Source organism: Vibrio pomeroyi (assembly GCA_041879425.1).
GTDB lineage: Bacteria > Pseudomonadota > Gammaproteobacteria > Enterobacterales > Vibrionaceae > Vibrio > Vibrio pomeroyi_A.
The window spans coordinates 2754978-2775849 of the sequence record CP090854.1; the positions used below are offsets into that span (position 1 = coordinate 2754978).

General features: G+C 45.2%; 22 protein-coding genes. 14 read left to right on the forward strand and 8 right to left on the reverse strand.

From position 1 onward, the window contains the following. Positions 1 to 132: 132 nt before the first annotated feature. The 4 genes from L0992_11985 (at position 133) to L0992_12000 (ending at position 2652) form a co-directional block, all read left to right on the forward strand. The gene (locus L0992_11985) at positions 133 to 480 is read left to right on the forward strand and encodes an ArsC family reductase (GenBank protein ID XGB66432.1); all 348 of its coding nucleotides are present in this window, start codon (positions 133 to 135) and stop codon (positions 478 to 480) included. A 97-nt stretch (positions 481 to 577) separates the two neighbouring features. Then, positions 578 to 1714: a succinyl-diaminopimelate desuccinylase gene (gene dapE / locus L0992_11990; protein XGB66433.1), complete on the forward strand. Its 1137-nt coding sequence runs from the start codon at positions 578 to 580 to the stop codon at positions 1712 to 1714. A 45-nt stretch (positions 1715 to 1759) separates the two neighbouring features. Then, positions 1760 to 2434 carry a M15 family metallopeptidase gene (locus tag L0992_11995; GenBank protein ID XGB66434.1) on the forward strand — a complete coding sequence of 225 codons (675 nt, stop codon included), beginning with the start codon at positions 1760 to 1762 and terminating at the stop codon, positions 2432 to 2434. Positions 2435 to 2442: 8 nt separating this feature from the next. Continuing rightward, positions 2443 to 2652: a DUF2897 family protein gene (locus L0992_12000; GenBank protein XGB66435.1), complete on the forward strand. Its 210-nt coding sequence runs from the start codon at positions 2443 to 2445 to the stop codon at positions 2650 to 2652. Positions 2653 to 2800: 148 nt separating this feature from the next. Here the strand turns inward: L0992_12000 and bamC are convergent, their stop codons facing one another. Together bamC and dapA are read right to left on the reverse strand one after the other, a co-directional pair. After that, the gene (bamC, locus tag L0992_12005; protein XGB66436.1) at positions 2801 to 3847 is read right to left on the reverse strand and encodes an outer membrane protein assembly factor BamC; all 1047 of its coding nucleotides are present in this window, start codon (positions 3845 to 3847) and stop codon (positions 2801 to 2803) included. Positions 3848 to 3895: 48 nt separating this feature from the next. Then, positions 3896 to 4774 (reverse strand): 4-hydroxy-tetrahydrodipicolinate synthase, encoded by an 879-nt coding sequence (dapA, locus tag L0992_12010; GenBank protein ID XGB66437.1) that lies wholly within the window; start codon positions 4772 to 4774, stop codon positions 3896 to 3898. Between the two features lie 374 nt (positions 4775 to 5148). On the opposite strand from dapA, the gene L0992_12015 reads away from it, so the two are divergent. Both L0992_12015 and bcp read left to right on the forward strand, forming a co-directional pair. Next, positions 5149 to 5691, forward strand: coding sequence for a glycine cleavage system protein R (locus tag L0992_12015; protein ID XGB66438.1), 543 nt, complete (start codon positions 5149 to 5151; stop codon positions 5689 to 5691). A gap of 12 nt (positions 5692 to 5703) precedes the next feature. Then, positions 5704 to 6174: a thioredoxin-dependent thiol peroxidase gene (gene bcp, locus L0992_12020; protein XGB66439.1), complete on the forward strand. Its 471-nt coding sequence runs from the start codon at positions 5704 to 5706 to the stop codon at positions 6172 to 6174. Positions 6175 to 6321: 147 nt separating this feature from the next. On the opposite strand, the gene L0992_12025 is transcribed toward bcp, so the two are convergent. Then, a complete protein-coding gene (locus L0992_12025; protein XGB66440.1) occupies positions 6322 to 7398 on the reverse strand; it encodes an AI-2E family transporter in 1077 nt (358 codons plus the stop codon). After that, positions 7391 to 7630, reverse strand: a complete 240-nt coding sequence (locus L0992_12030) for a sulfurtransferase TusA family protein (GenBank protein XGB66441.1) — start codon at positions 7628 to 7630, stop codon at positions 7391 to 7393. Before L0992_12030 ends, L0992_12025 begins: the two co-directional genes overlap by 8 nt. A gap of 178 nt (positions 7631 to 7808) precedes the next feature. Between L0992_12030 and L0992_12035 the strand changes: the two genes are divergently transcribed. The 4 genes from L0992_12035 (at position 7809) to L0992_12050 (ending at position 10763) form a co-directional block, all read left to right on the forward strand. Next, positions 7809 to 9263: a M48 family metallopeptidase gene (locus tag L0992_12035; GenBank protein XGB66442.1), complete on the forward strand. Its 1455-nt coding sequence runs from the start codon at positions 7809 to 7811 to the stop codon at positions 9261 to 9263. Positions 9264 to 9378: 115 nt separating this feature from the next. Then, entirely contained in the window at positions 9379 to 9729 is a 351-nt protein-coding gene (gene arsC, locus L0992_12040; GenBank protein ID XGB66443.1) for an arsenate reductase (glutaredoxin), read from the forward strand. A 6-nt stretch (positions 9730 to 9735) separates the two neighbouring features. Further along, a complete protein-coding gene (gene wrbA / locus L0992_12045; GenBank protein XGB66444.1) occupies positions 9736 to 10329 on the forward strand; it encodes an NAD(P)H:quinone oxidoreductase in 594 nt (197 codons plus the stop codon). Next, positions 10326 to 10763, forward strand: coding sequence for a DUF2069 domain-containing protein (locus L0992_12050; protein XGB66445.1), 438 nt, complete (start codon positions 10326 to 10328; stop codon positions 10761 to 10763). The genes wrbA and L0992_12050 overlap by 4 nt, the downstream gene beginning before the upstream one ends. A 109-nt stretch (positions 10764 to 10872) precedes the next feature. Here L0992_12050 and L0992_12055 read toward each other — a convergent pair whose 3' ends face one another. Then, positions 10873 to 12126: a DUF2066 domain-containing protein gene (locus L0992_12055; GenBank protein XGB66446.1), complete on the reverse strand. Its 1254-nt coding sequence runs from the start codon at positions 12124 to 12126 to the stop codon at positions 10873 to 10875. A gap of 278 nt (positions 12127 to 12404) precedes the next feature. On the opposite strand from L0992_12055, the gene L0992_12060 reads away from it, so the two are divergent. Then, positions 12405 to 13643: a uracil-xanthine permease family protein gene (locus tag L0992_12060; protein XGB66447.1), complete on the forward strand. Its 1239-nt coding sequence runs from the start codon at positions 12405 to 12407 to the stop codon at positions 13641 to 13643. A gap of 141 nt (positions 13644 to 13784) precedes the next feature. Here L0992_12060 and upp read toward each other — a convergent pair whose 3' ends face one another. Beyond that, positions 13785 to 14411, reverse strand: coding sequence for a uracil phosphoribosyltransferase (upp, locus tag L0992_12065; GenBank protein XGB66448.1), 627 nt, complete (start codon positions 14409 to 14411; stop codon positions 13785 to 13787). 169 nt (positions 14412 to 14580) lie between these two features. On the opposite strand from upp, the gene purM reads away from it, so the two are divergent. Next, positions 14581 to 15621 (forward strand): phosphoribosylformylglycinamidine cyclo-ligase, encoded by a 1041-nt coding sequence (gene purM / locus L0992_12070; protein XGB66449.1) that lies wholly within the window; start codon positions 14581 to 14583, stop codon positions 15619 to 15621. 132 nt (positions 15622 to 15753) lie between these two features. After that, positions 15754 to 16428, forward strand: a complete 675-nt coding sequence (gene purN, locus L0992_12075) for a phosphoribosylglycinamide formyltransferase (GenBank protein ID XGB66450.1) — start codon at positions 15754 to 15756, stop codon at positions 16426 to 16428. A 117-nt stretch (positions 16429 to 16545) separates the two neighbouring features. Here purN and L0992_12080 read toward each other — a convergent pair whose 3' ends face one another. Next, entirely contained in the window at positions 16546 to 17391 is an 846-nt protein-coding gene (locus L0992_12080; GenBank protein XGB66451.1) for a class II glutamine amidotransferase, read from the reverse strand. 65 nt (positions 17392 to 17456) lie between these two features. Then, on the reverse strand, positions 17457 to 18032 hold the full coding sequence (gene lpcA / locus L0992_12085) for a D-sedoheptulose 7-phosphate isomerase (GenBank protein XGB66452.1): 576 nt from the start codon (positions 18030 to 18032) through the stop codon (positions 17457 to 17459). Between the two features lie 326 nt (positions 18033 to 18358). Here lpcA and fadE point away from each other — a divergent pair, with 326 nt between their 5' ends. Further along, on the forward strand, positions 18359 to 20824 hold the full coding sequence (fadE, locus tag L0992_12090; GenBank protein XGB66453.1) for an acyl-CoA dehydrogenase FadE: 2466 nt from the start codon (positions 18359 to 18361) through the stop codon (positions 20822 to 20824). The last annotated feature ends 48 nt before the right edge of the window (positions 20825 to 20872 follow it).

A 20872-nucleotide genomic window follows, 5' to 3' on the forward strand; every position in this document is an offset into this window, starting at 1 on the left:
CTCCAATAGTGACATTTTCTTACTGTTTTTTTTCGCTCAATGAAATATTCCTCACTCTATTTTGTCTGAATTGCTGCTTCCTGATAGGATTCAACTCATAACAATGAAATAAAATCACCCAAAGGAAGAATAATGACTATCACTATGTTTGGTATCCCAAATTGCGACACCATCAAAAAAGCAAAGAAATGGCTCGAAGCTGAAGGTATCGAGTTCGAATTTCACGATTATCGCAAACAAGGCATCACAGAAGAGTTAGTAACAAGCTTCTGTTCAGAGCTTGGTTGGGAGCTTGTGCTAAACAAACGTGGTACGACTTATCGCCAACTTTCTCAAGAGCAAAAAGACACATTAACGGAAGAAAAAGCCGTCGCTCTGCTTGTTGAACAACCAGCAATGATTAAGCGTCCTATCTTGAAAGTCGATGGCAAGCTTCATATTGGCTTCAAAGCAGACCAATACGCTGCTATTTTTGCGTAATCAGCGATATTAGAACAGATAACAAAGCGTTGAACTTCCCTCTGTTCAACGCCTGAAATTAATGACTAGACGTTTTATTTAAACAAGGAATTCAAGGATGACAGATAGCCCAACTTTGGCTCTGGCAAAAGACCTCATTAGCCGTCAATCGGTAACCCCTGAAGACGCGGGCTGCCAAGAACTGATGATTAATCGCTTAAAAGCACTCGGTTTTGAAATCGAAGTAATGGTATTTGAAGATACTACCAACTTTTGGGCTCGTCGTGGTACCGAAGCACCTCTGTTTGCCTTTGCAGGCCACACTGATGTTGTTCCTGCAGGCCCGATTGAGCAGTGGAACACTAAACCATTCGAACCGACTATCGTAGACGGTTTCCTACATGGCCGCGGCGCAGCAGACATGAAAGGCTCTCTGGCTTCAATGATTGTTGCGGTAGAACAGTTCATTGCGGAGCATCCAGACCACACAGGTTCAATCGGTTTCCTCATCACATCGGATGAAGAAGGCCCATTCATCAACGGTACCGTACGTGTTGTTGAAACACTGATGGCACGCGGTGAGAACATCGACATGTGTATTGTTGGTGAACCATCAAGTACTGAGTTTGTGGGTGACGTTGTAAAGAACGGCCGTCGTGGCTCTATAACAGGCGATCTAACGATTAAGGGTACACAAGGTCATGTTGCCTACCCTCACCTAGCAAACAACCCAGTACACAGCTCTCTGCTTGCTATTAATGAGCTTGCAACAACTGAGTGGGACAAAGGTAATGATTACTTCCCACCAACCAGTTTCCAGATTCCAAATGTGAGTGCGGGTACTGGCGCTTCAAACGTGATTCCTGGTGAGTTTAATGTTCAGTTTAACCTGCGTTTTAGTACCGAACTAAGCAACGACATCATCGTTGAGCGCATCACAACGACACTCGACAAGTATGATTTCGAATACGACCTTAAGTGGACATTCAATGGCGACCCGTTCTTAACAGACGCAGGTTCACTGCTTGATGCTATTGTTGATGCTGTGGGTCACGTCAATGATGTTAAACCTGCACTACTAACGACTGGTGGTACGTCTGATGGTCGCTTTATTGCGCGTATGGGCGGACAAGTGGTTGAGCTAGGGCCTGTGAATGCAACGATTCACAAGGTTAACGAATGCGTGAAAGTAGCTGATTTAGAAAAGCTAACTGACATGTACGAAAGAACATTAGTGAACCTGTTCGCTAAATAGTCTTTCATCAGCGATTCATAGCATCTAATTATTGAGAGGCTCGTTATGACCCCAGAGCAGCTTACCGGGCAATCAGATTCTCATCTAGAGCCTAGCCTGATCGGCACCAAGACCTTCTTGGTCCACAGTGAGGTTAAAAATGACCTGCACAATTTGATTGAAGCTGCTCAGCTCGCTGGTTTTAAAATGGAGATTGCCAGTGGCTTTCGCGACTATGAAAGGCAATCTCTGATTTGGAACCGTAAGTTTTCTGGCGAAGCTCCGATATTAGATTCAGAAAGCCAACCTCTTGATCCATCAACACTGACTGAACAGCAAAAGCTATCGGCTATCCTGAGATGGTCTGCGCTTCCCGGTGCGAGTCGTCACCATTGGGGTTGTGACTTCGATGTCTTTGCTCGCAACCACTTACCTGAAGGCATACAGCTGCAATTAGAACCATGGGAATACCTAACTGGCCACCAGCAAGCGTTTTACGAGTGGCTATCGGCTCATGCTGCGCAATTTGGGTTCTTCTTTCCTTACAGCCAAGATTTGGGTGGTGTGGCGATAGAACCTTGGCATATTAGCCATCGTAGAGTTTCGGAGTCGTGTTTATCACAGTTATCTCCCACTTTACTTGGCAAGCAACTCCAATCTAAGCCAATATTAGGGTATGAGATTATTATGGAGCAGCTAGACGAGATCTATGCGCGCTTCGTAGCGAACATCAGCCATTAGGAGCGCTTATGTTGGAGTGGCTTACAAACCCTTGGGTTATCATCATCATCGTGGTTAGCGTTGTGGTGGGTAACATCGCAGCTCTCAAACAGACCGCCAATATGGATCTGACTGGTCGTGGTAAAACAGAGCGAGACTTAGATAAGCTCAATCGCTTGGATAAGCAGAATCAAGAGAAAGCTCAAAAAGAAGAGTCCAAAGACAGCAAAGACGTTTAGCCTTTTTGCTTTGGAAATCCTGCCTGGTTGCTCAACAGACTGCTGAAAACGAATACAAAAAAAAGAGGACACCGTGTGTCCTCTTTTTTATTGGCTTTAGCTAATCACAGAGCTGATTTTACTCAGCTCTGAAACGGCTTAAATGCGACTACTCAGCTTTCGCTTCTTTGTCATCTTTGGTTTGGTCAGCTATATGCGCGAGTACCGGAACCATTGATTTAAGCAGCTCTTCTTCTACTGGCTTACCTGATGCATCCGTTACGTTGATCGACGTGCGGTTGCCAAGGTCACCAAATAGGAAGTTGTAAGTGCCTGGAGCTAAGTCGATAGGCTGTAGGCCAATTTCTTCCCAGAACTCATCATCTGGCGCGGCGTACTTAGCTTTCACTGTACCTTGAGACTGGTTGCGCTCTTCAAGCTCAAAGCCCATAGCAGGCAACAAGCTTGGCAGACGCTGCCAGAATACATTGTATGGTGTACGAGCAATAATCACAGGGAAACCACTACGGTCAGCACCAATTGAAATTGGAATACGCTTCACCAACTCTTGCGCTTTCAGCGCCGCTTCAGCACGAAGGTTTTCATCGTACTTAGCCATGACTAAGTTAGTTAGGAACGCGTTGTAACGCTCTTTGTTGGTAGCCGTTACAGGCTTAACTTCAGAGCCTTCACGCCAATCAATTAGGTTAATCTTGAAGCCGTGGCGATTGTTTGCTTGGAAGCGAGAGATAGAGTAGCGGCTGCCAATCTCTACATCTTCATCTTCAGAAACCCAAGTTACCCAATCAGTCTCAATCTCATTATCTGATTGCTCACGAATGCCAATGCCACGCTGAGTTAGCATGTCTACAGCGGTTTGCCATACACGGTCTGCCTCTTCAGCGCGAAGAAGCCATAGTGTTACTTCACCATTTTGACGCTCAGCACGAGCCCCTGGGATCAGCTCAAGCACTTGTTGTGGTGGACGAATATCCACTTCACGACCTGTACCACCACTGAATTCACCGCTTGGGATATCAAAATTTGGGTAGAACTGAGGCTGAGCATCTTCAGGCAACTGCCATTGTGAAAACTCAGGTGTTTCTAAGTATTCGAAATCATCTTTGGCTTGGCGACGTTGAGTCGGGCTACCAGAACATGCTGTAAGAACGAAAACAGCCAGTGACCCAATCACTAGCTGGTGAGAATACTTCATTTATACTCCTAAATGCCGAAGGTTCGCTTCGGCATCACTTCATACGTTTTAGTAAATGCACGCTTCAGTCATTGCTTGAGCAACAACAGGTTGAGCTGGTTCTGACAGTTCAGTCAGCGGTAGACGTAAGCCACCTTCAGCAATCAGACCCATTTTATGAACCGCCCATTTTACGGGAATAGGGTTAGACTCAACGAACAAATTCTTATGTAGAGGCATCAAACGCTCATTGATCGCTTCTGCTTCTTCAAACTTACCTTCTTTCGCTAGTTTGAACATGGTTGCCATATCAGCGGCTGCAACGTTGTTAGTTACAGAGATCACGCCATCGCCACCACGCTTAACAAATTCTAGACCTGTTAAGTCATCACCACTTAGTAAGATAAAGTCTTCGCCACAAAGTTCACGGTGAATTGCAATTCTGTCGAGATCACCCGTCGCATCTTTAAGTGCAACGATGTTTTCGATCTCAGCAAGGCGAGCAACCGTCTCTGGTAACAAGTCTACAGCAGTACGACCCGGTACATTGTATAGGATTTGAGGAACGTCACTTACTTCAGCAATCGCTTTGTAGTGTTGGTACAAACCTTCTTGAGTCGGTTTATTGTAGTAAGGCGTTACGCTCAGGCAACCAGCAATACCAGAACCATTTAGTAAACGGCTGAATAGCACTGACTCGTGAGTTGCGTTTGCACCCGTACCAGCGATAACAGGAATACGACCATCAGCAAATTCAACGATCTTATTGACGACTTTGACATGCTCTTCAATTGTGAGTGTTGAAGACTCACCTGTTGTGCCAACCGCAACCAGACCATCACTACCTGCAGCAACATGGTGATCAACCAACTTTTTAAGGCTGTCGAAATCCACTTCGCCATCTGCGTTAAATGGCGTAACTAGCGCAACGATACTTCCTGAAAACATGTCTATCTCCCTTAATTTATTCTTTTTGCATGTTACTGTAAGCCAATCAATAAACACAAGACATTAAAGTGGCTTAGCGGCAACATCTGCAGTAAATATTGTCGTATGTTTGAGGTAAAACGACTTCTAACGGCGTTATACCTGAAATTTGGGTAACCTGCGCTCAATCTAGCGGATAGCGCATCACTGGATGTCAGTAACAAGTAAGCTGTCGCCTCACTTTATCATCTCAGTTTTTAACGCTCTCGATATTCCTATCATTTGTTACCAATTAGACGCAAGGTGCCTCATAAAAAGCCCCGCCCATACGCTTATTCCTCAGGCTAACTGTGCTAACATGCAAGCATCAATGGAATATATAGAGACGTGATTTTATGACTCAACATCTAGTAATCACAGCTGTGGGCACTGATCGCCCAGGTGTATGCAACCAAGTGGTTCATTTAGTCACCCAATCAGGCTGTAACATTATTGATAGCCGTATCGCTCTGTTTGGCGAAGAATTTACGCTTATCATGCTACTGTCTGGAAAGGCAAATAACATTACCCGCGTTGAAACCACCCTGCCCTTGCTTGGTCAAGAGCACGACTTGATTACGATTATGAAGCGAACCTCGCCTCATGATGTTATTGAGAACTCCTACACGCTAGAAGTTTTCGTTGAGTCAGACGACAAACTCGGCCTAACCGAGCAGTTCACTCAGTTCTTCGCAGACCGAAACATCGGCCTCGATTCGCTTAGCGCGCAAACCATCAATAAGTCCAAGGTTCAGCTCGATAACGACCAATTCCATATCTCTATTACCGCTTCTGTGCAATCAGAATGTAATTTGATGCAGCTACAAGAAGAATTCAATTCGCTGTGTCAGAGCCTATCAGTCCAAGGCTCGCTCAACTTTATCAAAAACAGTCTTTAAAAAGGAAATGTCATGAATACGCTAACGGCTGGTGTTCCAGCACCTGCTTTTTCTCTTCCAGATCAAGATGGCAATATCGTATCTCTTGGTGACTTCAAAGGTAAAAAAGTACTTTTCTACTTCTACCCAAAAGCAATGACTCCAGGTTGTATTGTGCAAGCAGAAGGCCTGCGTGATATCAAAGCACAGCTTGATGACCTGAACGTGGTTGTTTTGGGTGTGAGTGTTGACCCGGTAAAACGCCTACCAAACTTCGTTGCGAAAAAATCTCTAAACTTCACACTACTGTCTGACGAAGACCACAGCGTTGCTGAACAGTTTGGCGTTTGGGGTGAAAAGAAATTCATGGGTAAGATCTACGATGGTCTGCACCGTATTAGCTTCCTAATTGATGAAGAAGGTCAGATTGAACACGTCTTCAACAAGTTCAAAACCAAAACTCACCACGAAGTGGTTCTAGAGTACTTCAATCAGGAAGCTTAATGGTCGATTTTGGTTAAAGCACTAAGTTAAAGAAAGCTTTTTAACTGAATAAACCTCAGCAACACACCAAATTAAAAAGGCCGAATCTCACTGAGATTCGGCCTTCTTCGTAATGGGTATTCGTTAGTGCTTAAGTTAAGACACTAATTAGTGCGAGTGCTCAGGGTCATCGTCTAATGCATGACTCGGTAAGGCATTCCAAACCGCTTTCACTAGCGTTGCCAGTGGGATAGCAAAGAACACGCCCCAGAATCCCCACAGACCACCAAACACCAATACTGCAACAATAATCGCGACTGGGTGCAGGTTCACAGCTTCTGAGAATAGAACCGGCACTAATACGTTGCCGTCTAGAGCTTGAATGATGCCGTAAGCAACTAATAGCCAATAGAACTGAGGCTCTAGGCCCCATTGGAACAGGCCAACAATTGCCACTGGAACCGTCACGGCCGCAGCACCGATATACGGAATTAGAACCGAGAAACCCACCGCGACAGCTAGTAGTGCTGAGTAACGTAAATCCAGAATCGCAAAGGTCACGTAGCTCACGCCACCAACGATTAGAATTTCTAACACTTTTCCTCGAATGTAGTTCGAGATTTGTTGGTTCATCTCAACCCAAACCTTGGTCGCCAGGCGGCGGTTCTTAGGTAGAACGCCACTTGCCATTCTGATCATCTCTTCTTTGTCTTTCAAAAGGAAGAAGATAAGCAGTGGTACAAGAATTAGGTAAACCGCTAACGTTGCCAAGCTCACTAATGAAGCTAAAGAGCCTTTCACAACGCTTTCACCAAAGCCTAGTGCTTTGTTTTTCGCGTTAGACACAATCGACTCAACGATCTGCAGGTTTGCTAGCTCAGGGTAACGCTCAGGAATGGTTGCGATAAACTTCTGCAAGCCACCATACATGCTTGGAATATCATTGATAAGGTTACCCACTTGTTCCCAAATCGTTGGTACCAGTCCAAACAGCGCTAGTAACATCACGCTAAAGAACATCATGATCACCAACATCACAGATGGAGTTCTTGGAACACCGAGTCTTTGAAGCTGGGTAACAGGCCACTCAAGCAAGTAAGCCAACACAATGGCCACTAATAATGGCGCAATAAGGTGACCAAAGAAGTAGATGGTAATAAAGCCGAATAGAATGATGGCAACCAAACTGACAGCGTGGGGATCAGAGAAACGTCGTTTATACCAACGATTGACCATTTCAAGCATTTGACTGCAATTCCTTTTTAGTGACGAGGAGATGGTGGTAATTAGAACAAACCTCAGTGACGACGACATAGGCTTGCTTAGATAAAAACGTAACAATATCTTTCATCGAGCTGATATCAGAGACATAAATTGACAATGTTTGCCCTACTTCTAACTTTACACTGTGACGCTTGGCTAATAATAGCGCCATTGGACAGCGCTCCCGGCGTAAATCTAGAATATTAGGTGTCATTCTTGAGCCCGATGCTTATTATAAGGGTCGTATTGTAATCTGTTTTTGAAAACGCGCCATCATTCATTCATCTTCCTTCATGATAGCGCACGCACTTGGCAAAGGTTAAATCAAATAAAGAACCAATTTGCATCGCACTTGTCTTACTGTCAGAAGAAACGGAGTATTACTGACTAATATGTTTAAACGCGCTCGCTCAATTGCTTGCTTATGCATCGCAGCTACATTAAGCACCCCAACGTTGGCGAATACCAACAGTTTGGAGCTACCAGATATCGGTACCGCTGCTGGCGGCACACTCTCTATTGACCAAGAACTAATCTATGGTGATGCCTACATGCGCATCATCAGAAGCAGCCAGCCCATTGTTAATGACCCGGTTCTAAACCTTTATATCGATACACTGGGCCACCGTTTGGTCGCGAACGCAAATGACGTAAAGACACCTTTCCAGTTCTTTATGATCCGTGATCGCAACATCAACGCCTTCGCATTCTTTGGTGGTTATGTGGCTTTGCACTCAGGGCTATTCCTGCACGCACAATCCGAGAGTGAACTCGCATCTGTCTTAGCACACGAAATCGCGCACGTTACCCAGCGTCACTTAGCACGTAGTATGGAAGATCAAGCTCGTCGTTCTCCAGCGACCATCGCTGCACTTGCGGCTTCAGTGTTACTGGCGATTGCAGCCCCTGAAGCAGGTATTGCAGCCTTAACCGCAACAACTGCGGGTAACATGCAAAGCCAAATCAACTACACGCGCAGCAACGAGAAAGAAGCTGACCGCTTTGGTATCAACACACTGGCAAAAGCTGGCTTTGATGTGAATGCAATGCCACGTTTCTTCGGCCGTTTAGCGGACGAATACCGCTACGCAAGCACACCACCACCAATGTTGCTGACTCACCCATTACCAGAAGACCGTATTACGGACTCTCGCGCTCGTGCACGCAGCTATCCTCCATTGAAGTTGGCTCCATCACTGGATTACCACCTAGCAAGAGCCCGCATCGTGGCGCGCTATGCAGGTATCAACAATGATGCGTCACTTGACTGGTTTTCACGTCAATTGAAAAAGGCACCAAAAGAGATCGTCCCATCTTTAGAATACGGACAAGCACTGGTTTATCTCGACTCTAAGAAACTAGACAAAGCCGAGCCTATTCTGACCAAGCTTATCAACAGCGATCCGACCAACCTGTTTTATTTAGATGCTATTTCCGATCTGCACATTGAGAAAAAACAGCCTGAGATTGCAATTAAAGAACTTAAATCTGCGCTGGTTCGTCAACCAAACAACCCAGTTCTGACCATTAACTATGCGAATGCCTTAATCGAAAAAGAAGATCTTACAGAAGCCGTTCGCGTATTGCAGCGTTATACGCACGATAACCCGAACGACACCAACGGCTGGCACCTGCTTTCAAAAGCGAACACTAGTCTTGGGAACAGCGACGAAGATCTTGCCGCTCGAGCAGAAATTTTGGCACTACAAGCCAACTGGAACAAAGCGATTCAGTATTACACGCAGGCGAGCCAAATCGCAGAACTAGGCAGTCTAAAGCAAGCGCGTTACGACGCTCGAATTGATCAGCTGATGATTCAGCGTGAACGTTTCTTGTCACTGCAATAAGTAGGATTGATTAGCAAAGACTCGTAACAAAAAAAGAACGCTCAACGAATACAATGAAGCCACTCGAATGACTTCTACTGAATAACGAAATCAAAAATAATAATGAGGAAGAACCATGTCTGTCGTGATTTATCATAATCCACGTTGCTCAAAGAGCCGTCAAACGCTTGAACTACTTGAAACAAACGGTGTACAGCCTGAAGTTATCAAGTACCTAGATACGCCTTTAACTGTTGAGCAGCTGAAAGTGCTTTTCACTCAACTGGGTTTTGACAGTGTTCGCGAGATGATGCGTACCAAAGAAGCGGATTACAAAGAAGCAAACTTGGGTGATGCATCAGTAACTGATGAAGATCTTTTCTCAGCAATGGCAACCAATCCAAAACTGTTCGAGCGCCCTGTGGTTGTTGCGAACAACAAAGCAAAGATTGGTCGTCCACCAGAGCAAGTATTAGAGATTCTGTAATCCAATATGAGCATTAACATTCTTGTTCTTTATTACAGCCGTCACGGCAACACACAAGCTTTAGCAAGACAGATTGCACGAGGGGTGGAGTCCATCTCTGAGTGTGAAGCTATGCTGAGAACAGTGAACGACGTGTACACAGTAGAAGAGCAGCCCGATTCGCGTCATCAGCCAACCGACCCAATTGCAACATTACAAGAGTTACGCTCTTGTGATGGGTTAGCGCTAGGCAGTCCGGTTTGGTTTGGTAACATGGCAGGGCCAATGAAGCACTTTTGGGATAGCACGACATCACTGTGGATCAATGGCGATCTTATCGATAAGCCAGCTTGTGTTTTTACTTCTTCTTCATCACTGCATGGTGGCCAAGAGACGACACAGCAAAGCATGATGTTGCCACTTCTTCACCATGGCATGTTAGTCGTAGGCATCCCCTACTCAGAACCTGCGTTGCACACCACTCAAACCGGTGGCACACCTTACGGTGCAAGCAGTACCGGAGAGAGTGCTGCATTGAGCAAAGAAGAGATTGAGTTGGCACAGAATCTAGGTAAACGCTTAGCGCGCATCGCCATCAACCAGAAGGGAATTTCTCAATGATGTATATGGCCGAGAGGGCGATGTCCCCCAAGACAAAGTTATTTCGCTACCTTGCTTTAGCTGGCAACTTATTACTATTAGGTTGGGTCGTGGCGTGGCAGATGACACTTTCCCCGCATCCACATCTGAGTAATACCACGCTTGCGATTGCTTGGGCGGTACCGCTATTACTGCCATTACCGGGCATTCTAGCGGCTAAACCTTACACGCATGCTTGGGCAAACTTCGTCTTAATGCTCTACTTCCTACATGCATTAACCATCTTGTATATAGACGGTGGTGAACGCTTGCTAGCGGCTGTAGAACTGCTTCTAACGACATTAGGCTTTGTGGGTAATATCTTATTTACTCGTTTTCGTGCAAAAGAGTTAGGCATCAAGCTGAAGCGCCTTTCTGAAGTAGAAAAGAAAGAGAAAGCGAAATTCGAGCAGTAATATTGATTCGTTACTCTTGAACTGACGTTAGATAAACAAAAAGCCCTTCAAGATCGCTCTTGCAGGGCTTTTTTAATGTTTAGGTTTAATCATTGATGTCAGCAGACAATTACGAACGAACCCATTCATAGACCAAGCTTGGCTTAGCATGTACTGGCGCAGTGATAGTTAACTCTTCAGTATTGGATTCATCTAACGTTGTATCAGAAGCGCTGGTTAGCTCAGTATCTGTAGATACCTCGTTGCCCTTAATCACTTGCACGCCTGAGTCGGTTTCGTCGCTTGTCACTGTGCTCGTTGAGTCATCACCCACAGACATAGTGTTGTCTTGCGTTTCAAACTCAGGGCTAACCTCAGGCTCGATATAAGACTCTTCAACTTTCGCGACTTGACGGATGCTTTCAACTTCTTGTTCAAACTCTTGTTGAGTCGACAATAAGTGAATACGGAAAGTCACTTCGTTGTTTTGGATCTTAAGGATATCTAGGCTTGCAACCGAGTTTAGACGCTTAAGTGCGTTCTCTAACTGGAAGAAGTCTTGAGCATTATTCAAGCTAATAAACTGCGTTAAAATCGACTCTGATGATTCACTTGCTACCGTCACAGCACTCTTGCCTGCGTAGTAGTTACTAATTTGGTCGACGAGCTTCTTAGACGTTGTTGCGCTGTTACCCGATAAAGAACCACTCACTGGCGATGTTGGTGCGCTCGTCAATTGACTTGGTTTTTGGTCGTACAGAGTCCAACGTAGACCTGAAGATTGAGCCTTAATCACCAATACAGCATCAACTGGGTAGCGTTGACTCGCTTTACTGATTGGCGTGACAAAGCTTCCCCATAAATCAGAAGTCGCAATACCCGTAATATCATCAAAATCACCAACAGGCAGCGTCAAAGGCAAGCCACGCTCTTTTGCGTTCGCTTGTAAGCCTGCAGCCAGTTGTGAGTTCGAGTGCTCCCACACAATATTTTTGTCGTAGCTGTCTTCTTCTACGAGCCAAACCAAGATGTTTGAACGAGTATCAGGCCAATACGGCAATTGCGCTTGAGTTAATAGAGAACGGATTTGAGCACCGTTAAAACGCATACGCAATGTTGATTGGTCATTGCTTTCGCCAAAACTCATTTGAGACATGTACTGCGCACTCTTGCGCATGGCCTTTTGAATCGTTTCATTTGAAGCGACATCAGTTTGGCCAGTCGCACGTATCAATACCTGCTCCATACCTGTATTTCTTGCCACTTGTTCTGGCTGTTTGTCTTCAGCGTTAATCGCAACTTCAGCACTAAAGATATCTACTTGAGTTAAGGCATAACTCGGAGAGGCTAATAGTCCCATCAACAACAATGCTATGTAGCGCATATTGATCCTAATATTCAAAGCTTGTGCCTTGATGATAAGCAACTATGGATTGAGGGGCAAGGTCGATAGCGCCCACTGTGTTTAATAACCACAAAATATCACCTGGCCATGATAAATCGCTAACTTATAAACTGAATTTTCCGAACTTAGATGGATATAAAACATCACTAAGATAAATAAATTTGATCTATCTGGTGTAGCAATCGATTGCTAAGTGATAGAATCCCGCGAATTTTATTTTTCACTTTTCATATAACGACCATTTTTAAGGACATATCATGAAAAATGCTTTGCAAGGTGCGCAAATGCTGTTCGTAGCTTTTGGTGCGCTTGTACTCGTGCCGCTACTAACAGGACTTGATCCTAACGTTGCACTCTTTGGCGCAGGTATCGGTACCCTTTTATTCCAACTTATTACACGCCGTTCAGTGCCAATCTTCTTAGCGTCTTCTTTTGCATTCATCGCTCCTATCATGTTTGGTATTCAAACATGGGGCGTTGGCGCAACCATGGGTGGCTTAATGGCGGCAGGTGTTGTGTATGTATTGATGGGTGCACTGATTAAAGTAAGAGGCGTTGGCTTCATTCATAAGCTACTTCCACCCGTCGTCGTTGGCCCTGTGATCATGGTTATCGGTTTAGGTCTGGCACCTGTTGCGGTAAACATGGCGCTTGGTAAGACTGGCGATGGTGCGGTTCAGCTTGTTGATGCCGACGCAGCACTGTGGATCTCTTCGATTTCACTGCTAGTAACGATTGTCATCAGTGTATTCTCGAAAGGCTTCCTAAAACTACTGCCTATCTTTGGTGGTATTGTTGCGGGTTACATCACTAGCTTGGTATACGGCGCGGTAGACTTCACACCAGTAGCTCAAGCGTCTTGGTTGGCACTGCCAAACTTCACAGCACCTGAGTTCAACATTAACGCTATCTTCTTCATGGTATTTGTTGCGATTGCACCTGCCGTTGAGCACGTTGGTGACATGCTTGCGATTTCTAACGTAACAGGCAAAGACTACCTTAAGAAGCCAGGCTTACACCGCACCATCACAGGTGACGGCGTGGCGACAATCGCAGCTTCTATGCTGGGCGCTCCGCCAAACACTACTTACAGTGAAGTAACAGGCGCAGTAATGCTGACGAAAGCATTCAACCCAGTAATCATGACTTGGGCTGCTGTAACAGCCATCGTTCTTGCATTGGTTGGTAAGCTAGGCGCACTACTTCAAACGATTCCGGTTCCTGTAATGGGCGGCATCATGATTCTACTGTTTGGCTCTATCGCAACAGTGGGTCTTAACACGCTTATCAAGAACAACGTTGACCTGCATAAATCACGTAACCTTGTGATTGTGGGCATTACTTTAGTCTTTGGTATTGGCGGCATGGCCTTTGGTATCGGTGACTTCAGCCTACAGGGCGTAAGCTTGTGCGGTATCGTGGCGATTCTACTTAACCTAGTGCTTCCAGAAGAGCTAGGTGACAACACTGTGGTAGACAAAGCTCAAATCGATTAATCCATCGGTAAGGCTAGATTCAAAAGAACCACAAACCAACAAGATCAAAAAAGGGAGAGCATTGAATGCTCTCCCTTTTTATTAATACGGCTAATTCAGCGAGTTAAGAAACGATTTAGAGTCACTTAAGCTGAAACCGAATTACTTAGTACCGAAGATCTTATCACCAGCATCGCCAAGACCAGGAACAATGTAGCCCTTGTCGTTTAGCTTCTCATCGATTGCAGCTGTGTAAAGCTCAACGTCTGGGTGCGCTTTTTCTAGAGCAGCGATACCTTCAGGAGCAGCAACAAGCACAAGAATCTTAAAGTGCTTACAACCTTTCTCTTTCATCAGGTCGATAGTCGCGATCATAGAACCACCTGTCGCAAGCATTGGGTCTACCACTAGAGCAATACGCTCGTCGATGTTAGATGCAAGCTTGTTGAAGTATGGTACTGGCTCAAGCGTTTCTTCGTCACGGTAGATACCAACAACACTGATACGTGCACTTGGGATGTGCTCAAGAACGCCGTCCATCATGCCTAGACCAGCACGTAGGATTGGCACTACAGTTACTTTTTTACCTTTAATTTGGTCAACTTCAACTGGACCGTTCCAACCATTAATAGTTACACGCTCAGTTTCAAAGTCTGATGTCGCTTCGTATGTTAGAAGGCTACCCACTTCTGTCGCTAGCTCACGAAAACGCTTAGTGCTAATCTCACCTTCACGCATCAGGCCAATTTTATGTTTTACTAGCGGGTGTTTCACTTCAACAACTTTCATTTCCAACTCCGGCAATATTTAAACAAACCTGTAGATTATACACGAACTTTGTGGTTATTTCAGAATCTTTATTCTAATAAAAAAAACCGCGCAAACGTTTGCTCTTCGTAATCAAGCCCTGTTAGAATAGCGCCGTTTTCACATCCAACTTAAGTTCGAGGACTATCCCGTGAGTGGTAATACTTCTTCTCTAAGCTACAAAGACGCTGGTGTTGATATCGACGCAGGTAATGCACTAGTAGACCGTATTAAAGGTGCTGTTAAACGCACTCGTCGCCCTGAAGTAATGGGCGGTATTGGTGGCTTTGGCGCCCTATGTGAACTTCCAACGAAATACAAAGAGCCGGTACTTGTTTCAGGTACTGATGGTGTTGGTACTAAACTTCGCCTTGCTTTGGATCTGAAAAAACACGACACCATTGGTATCGACCTAGTGGCAATGTGTGTGAACGACCTAATCGTTCAAGGTGGTGAGCCGCTATTCTTCCTAGACTACTACGCAACAGGTAAGCTAGATGTAGATACAGCAGCAGACGTTGTTTCTGGTATCGCTGAAGGTTGTGTTCAAGCTGGTTGTGCACTAATCGGCGGTGAAACGGCTGAAATGCCAGGCATGTACGGAGGCGACGACTACGACGTAGCTGGCTTCTGTGTTGGCGTTGTAGAAAAAGCTGACATCATCGACGGTACTAAAGTAGCAGCAGGCGACGCACTTATCGCTGTTGGCTCAAGCGGTCCACACTCAAACGGTTACTCTTTGATTCGTAAAGTTCTAGAAGTTTCTGGTGCTGATAAGAACGAAGAACTAGAAGGTCGCACTATCGGTGAACACCTACTAGAACCAACTAAGATTTACATCAAATCAGCACTTAAGATGATTGCTGAGCATGACATTCATGCTATCTCGCACATCACAGGTGGTGGTTTCTGGGAAAACATCCCACGCGTACTTCCTGAAGGTACTAAAGCAGTGATTGATGGTAAGAGCTGGGAATGGCCTGCTATCTTCAGCTGGCTACAAGAGAAAGGTAACGTGGAGACATTCGAAATGTACCGCACTTTCAACTGTGGTGTTGGCCTAGTTGTTGCTCTACCTAAAGATCAAGCAGACGCTGCTGTTGAACTACTGAAAGCTGAAGGCGAAAACGCTTGGGTTATCGGTGAGATCGCAAACGCTGAAGCTGGCGAAGAGCAAGTTGAAATCAAATAAGTGATACGCTCACTTACTTAGTTAATCAATGAGGACCTAATGGTCCTCATTTTGCTATTTGGCCCGCAGAAAACCTTAGTTTATGTAGGTACATTGTAAACAGTTGAGTTAATCAATCGTATGACCCACTCTATGAAAAACAATCACTCAAATAAAACCAGTCACTCTCAGAAAAACATCGTTGTGTTAGTTTCAGGAAGCGGAAGTAACTTACAGGCAATCTTGGATGCCTGCGATAGCGATATGATTGATGCGTCAGTTGAGGCTGTCTTCTCAAACAAAGCAGAGGCTTTTGGATTAGAGCGAGCGAAAACCGCAGGTGTTGACGCTCATTCAGTGAATCCAAAAGATTTTGGTTCACGTGAAGAGTTTGACCATGAATTAATGGTTCAGATCGATGCTTACCAGCCAGATTTAATCGTACTCGCTGGCTACATGCGAATCCTGAGTTCAGAGTTTGTTCGTCACTATGCAGGGAAAATGGTCAACATCCACCCTTCTCTGTTACCGAAATACCCAGGCCTACACACACACCAGCGTGCCATTGACGCGCAAGACAAAGAACACGGTACTAGCGTCCACTTTGTTACCGAAGAGCTCGATGGCGGCCCTGTGATCTTACAAGCTAAGGTACCGGTATTTGAAGATGATGATGCTGATATGCTGGCAAGTCGAGTACTGACTCAAGAACATTGCATTTACCCTATAGTCTGCAAGTGGTTCGCGGAAGAGCGTTTATCAATGGTCAATGGGCAGGCAGTGTTAGACGGTAAGGCATTAGGTAAACACGGTTACGCAGAAGAGTAATTCGTCAAACGACTCTCACGCGATAAATTGCTTAAAAACAAAAAGGCCGCTTACTGACTGATTAGTGCAGTAAGCGGCCTTTTGCTTGTTCGGGTTTAAGCAATACGATTTATAGTATTAGCTTAATGGCTCTGTCGGTGCTTGGCTCGCGACCTTTTTCGGCGCATAAGCAACATCTTCCAACGCTTTATGGTTGTTGCCAATCAGCTCGCCAAAATGAAACAGTGCGTATTCGCCCGGCTTCATTCTAAACCACTGTTCATTATCCGTAAGAGGTTGAGTTGCAACGACCGTCACCACATCATTCGGCGTGGTCTCTTCTTGGAAGTTAATCTCAACGTCTTCATCAATTAAGCTCGCTTTACCAAAAGGTGCGCGTCTGGTTATCCAGTACAAATGGTTGGTACAGTAAGTCATCACGTACTCACCATCGCTCAACAACATGTTGAAAACGCCTTTGTCGCGTAGCTTGTCACAACACTCAGCCACGAAACGAAACATACCTTCCATGTCTTGAGGCGGTTCAGGGAAACGTTCTTCTAGTTGTTTAAGTAGCCAACAAAAAGAGAGCTCACTGTCCGTTTCACCAACAGATCTAAAACGCCCACTCACCAGATCATCGTAATCTGATAATTGGCCATTGTGAGCAAAAGTCCAATATCGTCCCCAAAGCTCACGGGTAAAAGGGTGTGTATTTTCTAGATTAACGCCACCACGGTTAGCTTGACGGATATGACTGACAACAGCTTGGCTTTTAATTGGGTAGTTTTGAACCAACTCAGCGATCTTAGATTCACAGCTCGGATTCGGATCTTTAAAGGTGCGAAAACCCTTACCCTCATAAAAGGTAATACCCCAGCCATCACGATGTGGGCCAGTATTGCCTCCACGCTGCATAAGACCAGTAAAGCTAAAACAAATATCAGTTGGCACATTCGCGCTCATACCGAGCAATTCACACATGGTTTAATCTACTCCCTATTAAAACCAATGGAGCCATAAAGCTAGGCTCCATGTCTGTAAAACTATTATTCCATCTCTTTTTCAACAAGTTGAATCACAATGTGGATGATCTTAATGTGAATTTCTTGGATGCGATCTGCGTAGCCAAAGTGTGGTACTCGGATTTCGATATCCGCACAACCCGCCATTTTACCACCATCTTTACCCGTCAATGCAATGGTCTTCATGCCTTTCGCTTGAGCCGCTTCAATCGCTTTAAGAATATTGGCAGAGTTACCTGAAGTCGACAGACCGAACAACACATCGCCTTTACGACCTACCGCTTCTACATAACGAGAAAATACGTGGTCGTAGCCAAAATCATTACTCACACAAGATAAGTGGCTAGGGTCTGAAATCGCAATGCCAGCGTAGCCCGGGCGATTTTCACGGTATCGGCCTGTTAGCTCTTCCGCGAAGTGCATCGCATCACAGTGTGAGCCACCGTTACCACAAGAAAGCACTTTGCCTTCTTGCTTGAATGAGTCAGCAATCAGTTTTGCAGCCGCTTCAATTTGAGCAATGTTGTGATCATCACTCAAGAACTTGTTAAGAACGTCAGCAGCTTCGTTCAATTCACTTTTGATTAGGTCTTGGTACATAAGGCTTATCTCTTATATTTTTTTACGCAACTTAAGGTACGTGAAATGAGAGCTGAGGATTTTTCCCTCTTTTACCTGAGTTTACCCACAAACATGAAATAGTGTCGACACTTAAGCCCAAAGATTGCCACCTTAATTAATATCTCACTGCAGAACCGTCCAATTATTCACCACCAACCTCTCACAATTAGAATTTTAACTCTATTAAGATCACTTTTTACCCAATTTAGAGTTTTACAAATATTTAATATTTTGTTTACACTTAACTGGTTAGACCTCTTACCTAAAATCATAACGATAAGTGATCTCTGAAAAGGAAATCGATCATGAACATATTGCTCTCCCTACTCGGCATGACAACCATCTTAGGCGTCTGTCTTTACCATAGAGTTAGTCTGGTACGCGCGTTAATCGTATTAACTGGCGCGATGGTAGCATTAACACTATTTGGCGGCGTGGCTGTCACCGGCTGGCTATGCTACTTGCTAGCCGTTGCGATGTTTGCAGTTCCAACTATTCGCCAAACTTTAATCAGTCAAAAAGCACTCTCTTTATTTAAGAAAGTTCTACCGGCGATGTCTCAGACAGAAAAAGAAGCACTAGAAGCAGGCACAGTATGGTGGGAAGCAGAGCTGTTCAAGGGCAAGCCTGAGTGGAAGAAGCTGCAGAACATCGCTGATCCGAAACTTTCTGAAGCAGAGCAAGCGTTTTTAGATGGTCCAGTCAATGAAGTGTGCGAAATGGTCAACGATTACCAAGTGACACATGAACTTGCTGATTTGCCAGCAGAAGTATGGCAATACCTGAAAGACCATAAATTCTTCGCCATGATCATCAAGAAAAAATACGGCGGTTTAGAATTCTCAGCTTACGCTCAATCTCTGGTTCTACAGAAGCTAACGGGCGTGTCTAGCGTATTATCATCGACAGTTGGCGTACCTAACTCATTAGGCCCTGGCGAGCTGTTACAACACTACGGAACAGAAGAACAAAGAAACCATTACCTTCCTCGCTTAGCTGAAGGTAAAGAAATCCCTTGTTTTGCCCTAACGAGCCCAGAGGCAGGATCGGATGCGGGTTCTATCCCTGATTACGGCGTGGTATGTAAAGGTGAGTGGCAAGGTGAAGAAGTTCTGGGCATGCGCCTAACTTGGAACAAGCGCTATATCACTCTAGCGCCAGTCGCGACGGTTTTAGGCTTGGCCTTTAAATTGCGCGACCCAGATGGCCTACTTGGTGACCAAAAAGATCTTGGCATCACATGTGCTCTCATCCCAACAGATTTAAAAGGCGTTGAGATTGGCAACCGCCACTTCCCACTCAATGTACCTTTCCAAAATGGTCCAACTCATGGTGACGATATCTTCGTCCCTATCGATTTCATCATTGGTGGTCAGAAAATGGCAGGCCAAGGTTGGCGTATGCTGGTTGAATGCCTGTCGGTGGGTCGTGGTATCACACTGCCTTCAAACTCAACAGGTGGTATCAAAACAGCCGCACTTGCTACTGGCGCTTACGCTCGTATCCGTCGTCAATTCAAACAACCTATTGGTCGCATGGAAGGGGTTGAAGAGCCACTTGCACGCCTAGCTGGTAATGCCTATGTAATGGATGCTGCAAGTAACCTCACTGTTTCAGGTATCGATCTTGGTGAAAAACCTTCAGTTATCTCTGCTATCGTGAAGTACCACTGTACTCACCGTGGACAACGCAGCATCATTGATGCAATGGATATCGTAGGCGGTAAAGGTATTTGCTTGGGTCCATCGAACTTCTTAGCGCGTGGCTACCAAGGCTCTCCAATTGCAATTACGGTTGAAGGTGCAAACATCCTGACTCGCTCAATGATCATCTATGGTCAAGGCGCGATTCGTTGTCACCCTTACGTTCTTAACGAAATGGAAGCAGCTTATTCTGAAAGCAGCGATGCTCTGGGTAAATTTGATTCAGCGTTAGCAGGACACGTTAGCTTTACGATGAGTAACCTAGTCCGCAGTTTGTGGTTTGGTTTAACCGATGGCCGTGGTTCAGATACGCCAACGCCAGCCAATAAAACTGACAAACAAACACAACGTTACTACCAACAACTAAATCGTTACAGTGCAAACCTAGCGCTATTGTCTGATATTTCAATGGCCGTGTTAGGCGGTTCACTGAAACGCAGAGAGCGCCTATCTGCAAGACTGGGTGACATCCTGAGTCAATTGTACTTAGGTTCGGCAACGCTAAAACGCTTTGAAAGCGAAGGTAGACACGCTGAAGATCTACCGCTAGTACATTGGGGTATGCAGGATAGCTTACGTCAAACTGAGGTGGCGATTGATGAGTTCTTAGCAAACTTCCCTAACCCAGTGGTTGGTCGCCTGCTGCGTGTTGTGCTCATGCCATTTGGTCGCATTCGTCGCGCACCAAACGACAAGCTGGATAGCCAAGTTGCGCACATCCTGCAAACACCAAGCGAAACACGTTCACGTATCGGTCGTGGCCAATACTTAGCGGACACTCAATACAACGCGGTTGGTAAGATTGAGAAAGCACTAGAAGTGATTCTTCAAGCTGAACCTCTGTTCGATAAAGTCTGCAAAGAGACGCATCAAAAACGCGCCTTCCTGAGACTGGATCTTGTTGCTGAGCAAGGCTTAGAAAAAGGCATCTTAACCCAAGAAGAGGCTGACCTTCTGATCAGTGCAGAACAACACAGACTGTACACGATTAATGTTGATGACTTCTCTCCAGAGGAGCTAGCAGCAAAGCCACAATATCCAGGCCAATCGATTGATAACGTAGCCTAGATTTTGCAATAGAAACGAAAACGGGACTCCTATGAGTCCCGTTTTTTT

Bases quoted from the DNA above. Each gene is read 5' to 3' on its own strand.
- L0992_12015 (XGB66438.1), top strand. From the start codon at position 5,149: ATGACTCAACATCTAGTAATCACAGCTGTGGGCACTGATCGCCCAGGT.
- wrbA (XGB66444.1), top strand. From the start codon at position 9,736: ATGAGCATTAACATTCTTGTTCTTTATTACAGCCGTCACGGCAACACA.
- bamC (XGB66436.1), bottom strand. From the start codon at position 3,847: ATGAAGTATTCTCACCAGCTAGTGATTGGGTCACTGGCTGTTTTCGTT.
- purN (XGB66450.1), top strand. From the start codon at position 15,754: ATGAAAAACAATCACTCAAATAAAACCAGTCACTCTCAGAAAAACATC.
- L0992_11995 (XGB66434.1), top strand. From the start codon at position 1,760: ATGACCCCAGAGCAGCTTACCGGGCAATCAGATTCTCATCTAGAGCCT.
- L0992_12050 (XGB66445.1), top strand. From the start codon at position 10,326: ATGATGTATATGGCCGAGAGGGCGATGTCCCCCAAGACAAAGTTATTT.
- L0992_12055 (XGB66446.1), bottom strand. From the start codon at position 12,126: ATGCGCTACATAGCATTGTTGTTGATGGGACTATTAGCCTCTCCGAGT.
- L0992_11985 (XGB66432.1), top strand. From the start codon at position 133: ATGACTATCACTATGTTTGGTATCCCAAATTGCGACACCATCAAAAAA.
- L0992_12030 (XGB66441.1), bottom strand. From the start codon at position 7,630: ATGACACCTAATATTCTAGATTTACGCCGGGAGCGCTGTCCAATGGCG.
- upp (XGB66448.1), bottom strand. From the start codon at position 14,411: ATGAAAGTTGTTGAAGTGAAACACCCGCTAGTAAAACATAAAATTGGC.
- L0992_12035 (XGB66442.1), top strand. From the start codon at position 7,809: ATGTTTAAACGCGCTCGCTCAATTGCTTGCTTATGCATCGCAGCTACA.
- dapA (XGB66437.1), bottom strand. From the start codon at position 4,774: ATGTTTTCAGGAAGTATCGTTGCGCTAGTTACGCCATTTAACGCAGAT.
- L0992_12080 (XGB66451.1), bottom strand. From the start codon at position 17,391: ATGTGTGAATTGCTCGGTATGAGCGCGAATGTGCCAACTGATATTTGT.
- arsC (XGB66443.1), top strand. From the start codon at position 9,379: ATGTCTGTCGTGATTTATCATAATCCACGTTGCTCAAAGAGCCGTCAA.
- L0992_12000 (XGB66435.1), top strand. From the start codon at position 2,443: ATGTTGGAGTGGCTTACAAACCCTTGGGTTATCATCATCATCGTGGTT.
- L0992_12025 (XGB66440.1), bottom strand. From the start codon at position 7,398: ATGCTTGAAATGGTCAATCGTTGGTATAAACGACGTTTCTCTGATCCC.
- bcp (XGB66439.1), top strand. From the start codon at position 5,704: ATGAATACGCTAACGGCTGGTGTTCCAGCACCTGCTTTTTCTCTTCCA.
- dapE (XGB66433.1), top strand. From the start codon at position 578: ATGACAGATAGCCCAACTTTGGCTCTGGCAAAAGACCTCATTAGCCGT.
- L0992_12060 (XGB66447.1), top strand. From the start codon at position 12,405: ATGAAAAATGCTTTGCAAGGTGCGCAAATGCTGTTCGTAGCTTTTGGT.
- fadE (XGB66453.1), top strand. From the start codon at position 18,359: ATGAACATATTGCTCTCCCTACTCGGCATGACAACCATCTTAGGCGTC.
- lpcA (XGB66452.1), bottom strand. From the start codon at position 18,032: ATGTACCAAGACCTAATCAAAAGTGAATTGAACGAAGCTGCTGACGTT.